This window comes from Brachyspira hampsonii 30446, assembly GCF_000316195.1.
GTDB classification, from domain to species: domain Bacteria; phylum Spirochaetota; class Brachyspiria; order Brachyspirales; family Brachyspiraceae; genus Brachyspira; species Brachyspira hampsonii_C.
Genome location: NZ_JH994110.1, coordinates 922,131 through 934,620 on the forward strand (window position 1 = coordinate 922,131; position 12,490 = coordinate 934,620).

General features: G+C 29.9%; 7 protein-coding genes and 1 pseudogene. 4 read left to right on the plus strand and 4 right to left on the minus strand.

Annotated features, from left to right (window positions below; translation table 11 throughout):
• Nucleotides 1–446 precede the first annotated feature (446 nt).
• From A966_RS04105 to A966_RS04115, 3 genes are all read left to right on the plus strand, one after another.
• Entirely contained in the window at nucleotides 447–1,505 is a 1,059-nt protein-coding gene (locus A966_RS04105) for a DNA adenine methylase (protein ID WP_008722854.1), read from the plus strand.
• 118 nt (nucleotides 1,506–1,623) lie between these two features.
• Nucleotides 1,624–2,160: a 5-bromo-4-chloroindolyl phosphate hydrolysis family protein gene (locus A966_RS04110; protein WP_008722855.1), complete on the plus strand. Its 537-nt coding sequence runs from the start codon at nucleotides 1,624–1,626 to the stop codon at nucleotides 2,158–2,160.
• Between the two features lie 39 nt (nucleotides 2,161–2,199).
• Nucleotides 2,200–3,462 carry a toxic anion resistance protein gene (locus tag A966_RS04115; protein ID WP_008722856.1) on the plus strand — a complete coding sequence of 421 codons (1,263 nt, stop codon included), beginning with the start codon at nucleotides 2,200–2,202 and terminating at the stop codon, nucleotides 3,460–3,462.
• Between the two features lie 258 nt (nucleotides 3,463–3,720).
• Here A966_RS04115 and A966_RS04120 read toward each other — a convergent pair whose 3' ends face one another.
• Both A966_RS04120 and A966_RS04125 read right to left on the minus strand, forming a co-directional pair.
• Entirely contained in the window at nucleotides 3,721–5,109 is a 1,389-nt protein-coding gene (locus A966_RS04120) for a sodium-dependent transporter (RefSeq protein WP_008722857.1), read from the minus strand.
• A gap of 24 nt (nucleotides 5,110–5,133) precedes the next feature.
• On the minus strand, nucleotides 5,134–5,700 hold the full coding sequence (locus A966_RS04125; protein ID WP_008722859.1) for an OmpA family protein: 567 nt from the start codon (nucleotides 5,698–5,700) through the stop codon (nucleotides 5,134–5,136).
• A gap of 262 nt (nucleotides 5,701–5,962) precedes the next feature.
• Here A966_RS04125 and ppdK point away from each other — a divergent pair, with 262 nt between their 5' ends.
• On the plus strand, nucleotides 5,963–8,926 hold the full coding sequence (gene ppdK / locus A966_RS04130; protein ID WP_008722860.1) for a pyruvate, phosphate dikinase: 2,964 nt from the start codon (nucleotides 5,963–5,965) through the stop codon (nucleotides 8,924–8,926).
• Between the two features lie 669 nt (nucleotides 8,927–9,595).
• Here the strand turns inward: ppdK and A966_RS04135 are convergent.
• Nucleotides 9,596–10,777, minus strand: a complete 1,182-nt coding sequence (locus tag A966_RS04135; protein ID WP_008722863.1) for a cyclically-permuted mutarotase family protein — start codon at nucleotides 10,775–10,777, stop codon at nucleotides 9,596–9,598.
• A 17-nt stretch (nucleotides 10,778–10,794) separates the two neighbouring features.
• Nucleotides 10,795–12,324 (minus strand): annotated as a pseudogene (locus tag A966_RS04140) (sodium:solute symporter).
• Nucleotides 12,325–12,490: the final 166 nt, after the last annotated feature.

Consider the following 12,490-nt stretch of genomic DNA (forward strand, 5'->3'; position numbering starts at 1 on the left):
CTTTAAACTTTACAGCCTTATTTGAAGTAAATAATTTCCTTTATTTTAAAAACTTAAACTGTCAAAGCATGCCCACCCAAGTTCTTTTTAAATTTGATGACTTTTATAGCACGCGGTAAAATAAATTTAAATTTATAGTATGGATTATAATTATTGACTAGCCTTGTTTTACTGCAAGTTTAACGCGTGGAAAACAAATTTTATATAACAGATATTATCAACTTTTTTGATTGTTTTTAAATTTGCAAAAATATTATTTATTAGATTTATAAATTTATTCTAACTCCCCACCATTTAAACTTTACAGCCATATTTGAAGTAAATAATTTCCTTTATATTTAAAACTTAAACTCTCAAAGCACACCCGCACAAGTTTTTTTATATTTATAAATTACAGTTTTTATGTTAAAGTTTTGTATATTGTTAATGAATTAAGGGTATAACTGATGAACTATATAGGAAGCAAATTATCACTTTTAGATTTTTTATATGAATCTATAATGTCGGTAATAGACAGCGATTCTAATATATTCTGCGATTTGTTTGCAGGTACTGGTATTGTAGGAAGGTATTTTAAATCAAAAAATTTTTCTGTAATAGCCAATGATATACAGTATTACAGTTATGCTTTAAATAAACATTATATAGAGAACAGTAAATATTTAAATTTTGATGGTTTAAGTGAAGAAATAGAAAAATTAAAAGAAGCTGATATTAATAAAAAATATGTAATTGTATGTGAGTATCTAAATAATCTAGGTTATAAAGAAGGTTTCATTTATAATAATTATTCTTTGGGAGGTACTAAAGGTAAAGAGTTTGAAAGGATATACTTTTCAGATGAAAATGCTATGAAATGTGATGCTGTGAGAATGAAAATAGGAGAGTGGTTTAGTAATAAAAAAATCAATGAAAATGAATATTATTTTCTTATTGCTAGCTTGCTTGAAAATATAGATAAATATGCCAATACGGCTTCAGTTTACGGAGCTTTTTTAAAAGAAATTAAAAAAACAGCTGCAAAAACTTTTAATTATTATCCTGCTGAATTTATTATGAGTAATATAGAACATAAAGTGTATAATGAAGATGCCAATAAATTAATCGAAAATATTAAAACAGATATTTTGTATTTAGACCCTCCGTATAATAGAAGACAATATTCTGATAATTATCATATACTTGAAACAATAGCTAAATATGATAATCCAATAATAAAAGGAAAAACAGGACTTAGAAATAGCAGAATAAAATCATTATATTGTAGTAGAAATTATGTTTATAATGCATTTGAAGAATTAATAAATAAAGCCAATGCTAAATATATATTTTTAAGCTATAATAATGAAGGTTTATTATCATTGGAAGATATAAGGAAAATAATGTCGTATAAAGGTGAATACGGATTATTTAAAAAAGAATACAGCAGGTTTAAAGCAGATAATAAAAGATGCAGTTCAGCTTCAAAAACGATTGAATATCTTCATTATGTTATAGTGAAATAATCAATATCTTGCAATATTATATTTATTCATTATAATATATATCAAGCATAAGTAAATGTATTTTACTTTATATTATATTTTATAGTTTTATTAATTTAGTTTATTTGAGAGGATATGTATGTCAAGAGATGAAGATGATTTTATTTTTCAGAGATTAAGGCAAAATATACAAAGAAATTTCCCAAGAGAAGATGATGTAAATACTTATAACACAAATAATTATAGGAAAGATAGTTATTCAAATGAAGACAGTTTAATAATTTTGGAAACTCAAAGAAATATAGATAAAATTACCGATTTCTCTCAAAAAATAGATGATCCGGAACTTACCCCTGCATTAAAAGAAATGATAAGTATATTAAAAGAAATGTCTAATTATTCTAAGGTAAATAAAGAAGGTGAAAAAAAATTAGAAAAAATAAATGAATATCATCTGCCAACAGCCATAAAAATGCTTAATTCCTATATAGATTTCTGCAATTTTCCTGTAAAAAATGAAAATATGCAAAAAACGGCACAGGAGATAGAAGATGTCATAATAAAATTAAATGAAGCATTGAAAAAAATGCTTGTAGAGATGAATCAGAATAAATTAATCGATATAAACAGCGATATAGATGTATTAAAAAACATGCTTGAAAAAGATGGTCTATAATAAAAAGTAAAAAATATATAAAAAATAAGGAGAAGTTTTATGGAAAATAATGAGAGTCAATTAAATAATTCACAGTTTAGTAATATTCAAGGACAAAATATAGTAAATAATCAGCCTATTGAGCAAGCACAGAATTTTACTCAGCCTAATGTTCAGCCTGTAGTACAAAATGCGATGCCTGCGAATATGCCAAATACTATTAATACTCAAAATTATAATACTCAGAATGCCGCACAGCAAGTTCTTAATGATATGAACAGTGTTTCAAGCAAGCAATTTACTCCTGAAGAGTTAGCAAAAATAAATGAAGTTTCAAATAATATTAATTTGAAGGACTCTGTTTCTATAATGTCTTATGGTTCGGCAGCACAAAATAAGATGGTGCAATTTTCTGAAAATACTTTAAGCAATGTTATGAATAAAGATTTAGGTGAGGTAGGAGATGCTATTACTGATGTTATAACAGAACTTAAAAGTTTTGATATAGAAAATGAAACTAAAGGAAAAGGTATATTCGGATTTTTTAAGAAAGCTACAAATAATCTTACTAAATTAAAAACTAAATATACTAATGTAGAAACGAATATAGACAACATAGTAAAAACATTGGAAGCACATCAGAGAAATCTATTAAAGGATATAAGTATTTTAGATCAAATGTATAATTATAATTTGGAATACTTAAAAGAATTAGAAATATATATAGAGGCAGGCAAACAGAAACTTAATCAATTAACAACTAATGAAATACCAGCTTTAGAAGCAAAGGCTATGGCAAGTAATTCTACTGAAGATGCCCAAATGGCTAGAGATATAAAAGATTTAGCTAATAGATTTGAAAAAAGAATACATGATTTAGAGCTTACAAAAACAATTTCTATACAAACAATACCTCAAATTCGTTTGGTACAGAATAATAATGTTATAATGACAGAAAAAATTCAATCTACAATAACAAATACAATACCTCTTTGGAAGAATCAGATGGTTTTGGCTATAGGGCTTCATCATTCTAATGAGGCTGCAAAGGCACAAAGAGCAGTTACTGATACTACAAATGAACTACTAAGAAAGAATGCTGAAATGCTTAAAACTTCAACAATAGAAACTGCTAAGGAAGCAGAGAGAGGAATAGTTGATATTGAAACATTAAAACATACAAATCAGCAGTTAATATCAACTTTAGATGAAGTTATGAAAATACAGACAGAGGGCAGAGAGAAAAGAAAAGCAGCTGAAGCAGAATTAAGAAATATAGAAAATGAACTTAAAACAAAAATATTAAATATATCAAAAAATTAATATAAGATTTTATAAATAAAAAAAGCTCATCTGTATATAAAAATATAGATGAGTATTTTTATATAATAAACTATGAGATTTTGTACATACTTGCTTAATAAAATTAAAAAAATAAATATCGAAATTTTAAAAGTTAAACAAAATATGTTTTATTATAGCTCCCGCCATTTTTAGTTTATAGCCATATTTATAACATAATTTCATTTATATTTAAAACATAAACCCTAAAAGCAAACAATCAAATTATCAATGTTTTAATCAAATAAAAAACCTATTTACATAATCTATTATAAATATTGCAAGCACTATAAAAGGAAGTATATAAGACACATAAAATCTAGCCCATTTAGGAAATTTAATACCTTTGCCTGTATCAGCTTCTTTTATAAAATTATCCCAGCCCCAGCCGAAATTTCTAGTACAGAATATTAGTATTATTATACCGCCTAAAGGAAGAAAATTATTGCTCACCAAAAAATCAAGACCGTCAGCTATAGTGCTTCCCTCTCCTAGAGGTTTTATAAATGAAAGTACATTAAATCCTAATGCTGTAGGAAGACTTAATATGAATATACTCACAGCAACGATTATTGTAGTTTTTTTACGAGGCATTTTAGTTTCTGACATAGTAAAGGCTATAATATTTTCAAATACAGCTATAATTGTAGTTAAAGCTGCCATTGACAAAAATAAGAAAAATAAAGCTCCCCATAATCTTCCTAAAACCATAGAATTAAATATATTAGGCAATGTAAGAAATACTAATCCAGCCCCTTCTCCGGGATTGATTCCAAAAGAGAAAGTAGTAGGAAATATTACAAGCCCTGAAAGAAATGCTATTAAAGTATCAAGTCCCATAACCATAACGGATTCACCTGTTAGAGAATAATCTTTATCAATATAGCTTCCGAATATAGTCATAGCTCCAATACCTAAACTCAAAGTAAAGAATGACTGACCTATAGCGGCATAAGCTACAGAGAAAAATCCCTTTATACCCCCGCTGAACATTTTATTTACATCTGGAAGCAAATAAAATTTAAGACCTTCTTTAGCATTTGGAAGAGTAATAGCTCTTATTATAAGAACAAAAAGAACAAGTAAAAGCAAAGTCATCATAACTTTAGTAACTTTTTCTACACCATTTTCAAGCCCCATCATACATACAACAGTAGCTATTATTACTGATATTGTCATCCATAATATTAAAGCAGAAGGAGAGGCAAGAAGCATATTAAAGAATTCACCGACCTGCTGCGGATTAAGTCCTTGAAATTTACCAATAGCCATAAAGTAACAGTATGATAAACACCAGCCTGCTACAGTGGTATAGAACATCATAAGCAAAACGCATCCGAATATTTGTATATAACCTACGATATGCCATTTATATCCTTTCTTTTGTAAAGCCCTATAAGAACCAGCTAAATCCCTTTTACCAGCCCTTCCCACAGAAAACTCCATAACAAGTATAGGAAGCCCTAATATTACAAGAGAGACTAAATAGAGAAGAACAAATAAAGCTCCGCCGTATTTTCCTGTAATATAAGGAAATCTCCATACATTGCCAAGACCTATAGCACATCCTGCTGAAACTAATAAAAATCCTAATCTGCTTGAAAGTTTTTCTCTATTATTATCATGCATAATTTACACCTATGAAAAATATCATTATTTTGACATTGTTAAGTTATTTATATAATTGGTATATATATTCATATCATTGCTATTTTCTATTAAAATAAATTCTACCCTTCTATTTTCTTCAATTTTTGGATATTCGCTTAGTAAATCATGAAGTCCGTAATTAGTAAATTTATTTAAAATTCCATTTGTTACAGCTAAATACACATTGTAAGATCTTATGTATGATAAATCATCAATATTTTTTCTGTTATATAGAAATAATATATCTCTTCTATCATATCTATTTGTAGTTTTTTTATATTCATCAGTACTTGTATGACCTTCTATAATAATCATCATAATATTAGTACTTTTGCTTACATTTCCAACATATTGAACAGTATTTAGATATTTTTTTAAGTCTAATTCTCCGCTATTAAATTGAAACATTATATTTTCTGGTACTATTAATACTTTTCCTCTTTCAGTCATTTTATATTCATATTGATGTTTTATTTCTTTTGGCTTTTTGTAAGTTGATATTACTATTGCTCCGTAAGCGTTTATGGCTATTAATAATGCGGCAAAGAGTATATTTATTTTCTTTAACATATTTTAACTTTCCTTTTTTACATAAAATTATTATACAATATATAAAAAAAATTTAAATATTTTTTTGCTGTCAGATAAAAATGCAGAAATAAAAAATTATATATAATACAATGCCTAATTATATTGTAAAAATTAATTAAATATAAAAAAATTGCTGAATTTTTTACAATAAAATTGACAATAAGAAAAATAACATTATACTATATAAATAAGTAATGACTTAAAATTTATATGAATATTTTATTTTAGAGGAGAGTTTATTATGGCATCAAAAAAGATGGTTTACTTCTTTGGTAATGGTAAATCTGAAGGCGCTAAAGAAACGAAGGCTCTTTTAGGCGGAAAAGGTTTAGGACTTGCACAAATGACAGAAAGTAAAGTACCTGTACCTGCTGGTTTCACAATTACTACAGAAGTTTGTGATTACTATTCAAAAAATAAGTCATATCCTAAAGGCTTAGAAAAACTAGTTGATGAAAATATTAAGAAACTAGAAAAAGCAATGGGTATGCAGTTTGGAAATCCAAAGCAGCCGCTTTTGGTTTCAGTTCGTTCAGGAGCTGCTATCTCTATGCCTGGTATGATGGATACTATACTTAATCTAGGTATTAATGAAAAAGTAGTAGAAGGTCTTGTAGAAAAAACTAATAATCCTAGATTTGCTTGGGATGCTTATAGAAGATTTATACAGATGTTCGGTGATGTTGCTATGGGTGTTGATCATGATAAGTTTGAGGAGATATTAGACGAGAGAAAAAGAGATATAGCACCTAAAGTTGGAAAAGCCGAAAAAGATGTTAAAGATACAGATTTAGATGTTGAAGATTTAAAAATAGTAGTAGAAAAATATAAAGCTATGTATAAAGAGGATAAAGGCGAAGAATTCCCAGAAGATCCTAAAGTACAATTATGGCATGCTATTAATGCAGTATTTAGAAGCTGGAATAACCCTAGAGCTGAAGCATACAGAAAATTAAATGACATAAGAGGGCTTTTAGGTACTGCTGTTAATGTTCAGGCTATGGTATTTGGTAATATGGGAAATACTTCTGCTACAGGAGTATGTTTCTCCCGTAACCCTTCTACAGGTGAAAATAAATTCTATGGTGAGTTCTTAATCAATGCTCAAGGTGAAGATGTTGTTGCCGGTATTAGAACTCCTCAGGAAATTACATTAGAAGGCAGTTTGGAATGGGCTAAAAATAACTCTATAAGCGAAGAAGAAAGAAAATCTAAGTATCCTTCTCTTGAAGAAGTTATGCCTAATGTATATAAACAATTAGTAAGCTATAAAAATCAATTAGAAAAATATTACAGCGATATGCAGGATATGGAATTTACTATACAGGAAGGCAAGCTTTATATGCTTCAAACTCGTAATGGTAAAAGAACTGCTGCTGCTGCTGTAAGAATAGCGGTTGAACTTGCTGAGGCTAAAATAATATCTAAAGAAGAAGCTATAATGAGAGTAAATCCTTCTGATTTAGATCAGCTGCTTCACCCAATGTTCGATCCTGCAGCTAAAAAAGGTGCTAAAGTTCTTGCTAAAGGATTAAATGCGTCTCCTGGTGCTGCTGTTGGTAAAGTAGTATTTGCAGCTGACAGAGCTGAAGCTATGAAAGAAGCAGGAGAACAGGTTGTACTTGTTCGTATAGAAACTAGCCCTGAAGATATTAAAGGAATGAATGCTGCTGAAGGTATATTAACTGCTAGAGGCGGTTCTACTTCACATGCTGCTGTTGTTGCACGCGGTATGGGTAAATGCTGTGTTGCAGGCTGCAGTGCTTTGGAAATAGACTACGCTAATAAATGTATGAAAGTAGGCGATGATGTAATTAATGAAGGCGATTATATTTCTATAGATGGTTCTACAGGCGAAGTTATGTTAGGACAGGTTGCTACTAAAGATTCAGAAATGTCAGAGGACTTCAAAAAACTTATGCAATGGGCTGATGAAATAAGAATAAAAAATAAATTTGAAGTTCATACTAATGCTGATACTCCTAATGATGCACAAATTGCTAGAAAATTCGGTGCTGAAGGTATAGGATTATGCCGTACTGAACACATGTTCTTTAATGCTGACAGAATTAAAAGTGTAAGACAGCTTATACTTGTTGCTGAAGAAGTTAAGCAGTTGAAAGAAAAATTAGAAGCTGCTGAAAAAATAGGCGATAAGAAAACTATAGAAGAACTTGAGCCTTTATACAGAGAGCCTAGAAAACTTTATGATGAGGCTTTAGCAAGTATTCTTCCTATGCAAAGAGAAGACTTTATCGGAATATTTACTGCTATGAATGGATATCCTGTAACAATAAGACTTCTTGATCCGCCTTTGCATGAGTTCATTCCTCATGAAGATTCTCAATTGCAGGAGCTTTCTAGTGAAATGAATGTTCCTTTTGATAAACTTAAAGCCATAAGAGATTCTTTACATGAATTTAACCCTATGCTTGGACATAGAGGCTGCCGTCTTGGTATTACTTACCCTGAAATCTATGATATGCAGGCTAGAGCTATATTAGAGGCTGCTGTTAAAGTTAAGAAAAATGGTGTAGATGTTCACCCTGAAATAATGATTCCTCTTGTTGGTACTTTGAAAGAATTAAAAATTATTAAAGATAGAATCATTAAAATAGCAGATGAAGTATTTGAGAAAGAAGGTTCTAAAGTTGAGTATAAAGTGGGTACTATGATAGAAGTTCCTAGAGCTGCTTTAGTTGCTGATAAAATAGCTACAGAAGCAGAGTTCTTCTCATTTGGTACTAATGACTTAACTCAAATGGGAGGAGGTTTCTCTAGAGATGATGCCGGTAAATTCTTAAAAGACTATGTTAATAAAGAAATATACGAAAAAGATCCTTTCCAATCATTGGATCAGGAAGGTATAGGAGAGCTTTTGAGAATCGGTGTTACTAAAGGAAGAGCTGCTAATAAAAAACTTATTGTTGGTATCTGCGGTGAGCATGGAGGAGATCCTGCTACAGTTATGTTCTGTTACAGTATAGGACTTAACTATGTAAGCTGTTCTCCTTACAGAGTGCCTATAGCAAGACTTGCCGCTGCTCAGGGAATAATAAGTTCTAAAACAGCTAAAAAACCAGCTGCCAAAAAAGCAGATAGTAAAACTGCATCTGCTAAAAAAACAGCTTCTAAAGTAACAGCTGCTAAAAAAGCACCTGCTAAGAAAACACCTGCTAAGAAAACTTCAGGAAGAAAAAAATAATAGATAAAATATTTATATAAATGAATTTTGAAAAGGGCTTGACTTTGCATATAAAGTTAAGCCCTATTTTTTATTAGAGCTGTTGCAATTTTGTATTTTTATACAGTTGTGATTAAAAATACATAATATAAATTTTATTTATAGTAGTTTTATATATTATTTTTTGTTTTAAATGTAATATAATTTTATACAAATAAGATATAAAAATGCAGTCTTTCGCCTGCCAAAGGCACACAGAGTGAGGCGTACTTCGTATGTTTCTCGCCTGCCGAAGGCACGCACGGCGAGGCGTACTTCGTATGTGCCACACCGAAGGCGGACAGGCGTCACAAAAGAAGTGGGGGTTGCCGAAGGCACGCAGAGCGTGGCACGACTGTGTGCTTCGCAGCAAAGTCTCAACTATAATCAAAAAAATATTAAATTAAAAAACTATAAATATTAAAAATTTGAGTTTTGAAACAAGTCTAATATAATAAAAGCTTGGGTGGGCATGCTTTAATGAATTAAGCAAAAAAACATTATGATTTTTTATATTTTATATAAAACAAAAAATCATAATGGGTGGGATTTAAAATATATTTTATTATCAATAATAAAAAAATAAGAGCTTACTTGTTTTAAGTAAGCCCTTATTTATGGAAAACTTTTAATAATAGATATTGTCTTTACTTAATTAGCTACAATTGTACCAATATACATTTTATCAGTTCTTACACCTGGTTTAATTTCACCATTAATAGAATATATTATATTTCCTATTAATATCAAACCTTCGCCGCAAGGAGCATCAAAAGGAACTTCTCCTATTGTTTTCCAAGTATTAGAATCACAGTTATAAATTAATATATTGCTATTCCAATTAAACTCATAAGGATCAGCACCGAAATATCCGGCTCTAAAATTAGCTAATTCACTACCTTGAAGATTAGCTAAATTATAAACAGCATCATCATAAATAGCTTTATTAAATCCGCCTATAACAAGCATTTCACTTTCATTAAGTTTAACTGATACAGCACCAAGTAAAGATATCCCTTCGCCATTAATGGATACATCAGCAACTTTTTCCCAAGTATTTTTTTCAAAATCATACTTATAACCATCAGTATATGCTGTAGCATCACCTCCGCTGAATACATATATATTGCCGTTTAATAATTGAGCAACTGCCTGAGTTCTGCTTTCTTCTCCAGGTACAGGAGCTAATTCTTTAGTTTCTTTAGTAGTTAAATCATATTCATAAACTTTATTGCTTCCTTTGCCTGCTTGTTTTCCTGTGATAACATATAATTTATTATCTTTATAAACAGCTACCCCATTTTGTAATGTGAAAGGTAAATCCCCTATCTTTTCAACATTTAATTTATTATTTTTTAATGTTATAAATAATATATCATCATCAGCTTCAGGATTTGAAGATCCGCCTATATAGTATATTCCGTCTGCAGTAGTTACAGAAGCACCATATCCTATTTCATTTTCTAAGTTAATATGCTCTACAACTTCTAATACTCCGTTTTTATCTTCAAGCATGTAAACATCAGAATAAGTTTTTTTAGCTCCGCCATTAAGTACAGATTCTTCAGGGAAATTAGCTCCGCCGCCTACAACTATATATTTATCAGCTAAAGAACCATATAAAAGTCCTGCTGTACCAATATTTTTTTCCATTCCTGTCTGAGCAGGCAAATGTCCGCCCACTTCCCAAAGGATTTTTTTATCTGTTTCAGGATCTAATATCCTCTCTACCGTATTACTATTGAATGAAAATCCAAATTGTATAGAACCATGCTTTGAACAGCTTAGTAGTAATGATAAAATTAATAATAATACTAAATAAAATTTTTTCATGATTTTTCCTTATAAAATTATTTATTTTTCATAGTTGTAGAATAAGTTAATCCTTTTATTTTTTCTGCAGATGGTTTTCCAAAAACAAAAGAAGCTAAGAAAGAACCTATTACACCAACACCTATAATTATAAATGAAAGCATAAACTCAAAAATTTTAGGTTTAGCATACCCTGGTATAAATTTAGTAAGCATTCCTGCAGGATCGCTTATATAAAATGCCACTATAACAGAAAGTATAAATCCTACCCATACAGCTTTAGTTTCAATTTTATCAAAGAATATACCTACCAAGAATACAGCAGCTATAGGACCTCCCAAAAGACCTGTTATAGCTTGGAAGTATAAGAACATATCACCCTGACCATTATATATGAAATAAATAGCAAGCAATGTACTAAATATACCTACAACCCAGCTTGATAATCTAGCAAATTTTAATTTAGAAGCATCTTCCATACCAGGTTTTAAAAACTCTAATATATCAGCAGTCATACAAGTAGAAACAGAGTTAAGACTTGAAGATACTGTAGACTGAGCGGCAGCAAATATAGCAGCTATTACAAGTCCGGATATACCAACAGGCAAAGCATTTACAACGAAATAAGGAAGTATAGCATTACCATTAACAGTTTCAGGTAAAGGAGTTTTGAAATGGAAATAAATATACAAAGCAGAACCCATACCTATAAATATTACTATACTAGTACAAAGCAAAGGAATATTCATATACAAACTTTTTTTTGCTTCATGTTCATTTTTATTTGTAGAGTATCTTTGAACTATATCTTGGCTTCCTATATAAGAATATATAGAATTAACAAAACCTCCTACTATCATAACCCATATACTAGATTTAGCTAAATCTAATGAGAAGAAATCAGGACTTATGATTTTACCGTCATCTGCTAAAAGCTGAAAACCTTGACCTATTCCTTCAGGGGCAGAAGAGAAACCTACAATAATAATTAGGAAAGCTCACAAAAGAAGTACAACTGTTTGTATAGCATCAGACCATAATACTGCCTCTATACCGCCCATAGATGTATAAGCAACACAGAATATAGAAACAATTACGGTTATTAAAACAGGATTAAGTGCTGGAAGTACTTGCTGTATAGCCAAAGTAGGAAGATAAATTACTATAGCCATTCTTACCACATGGAAAAGTATAAATGTTAAACTTCCAACTAATCTGAAAGAACTATTAAATCTTTTTCCTAAATACTCATAAGCAGTTGTAACATTAACTCTTCTAAAGAATGGTACAAATGTAGGAGCTACCCACAATACTATCAAAATAATACCCAAAGGAGCCATACCCAAAAGCCAGCTGTTATTATAAACAGAAGCCGGTATAGCAATAAATGAAATAGATGATAAAGCTGTAGCGTAAATACTCATAGCTGTTACCAAAGCAGGAACTCTTCCTCCTGCTTTAAAATAATCATCTGTAGATTTTGTTCTTTTGGCAAAAAACATACCAATTAGAAACATTACGACAAAGTATAGCCCAATGACTACCCAGTCAAACCAATGCCAAGCCATATTAAGTTCTCCTATAAATAATATTGTTCACGTGAACAACTATAGTATAGTCAAATAAATTTGCGTTGTCAATAAAATACAAGAATAAATTAAATTTTATAATAAAAAATAGATTTATAAAAACATGGATAAAATCAGTTGTTTATTACTTAAATAGACTTGTTTC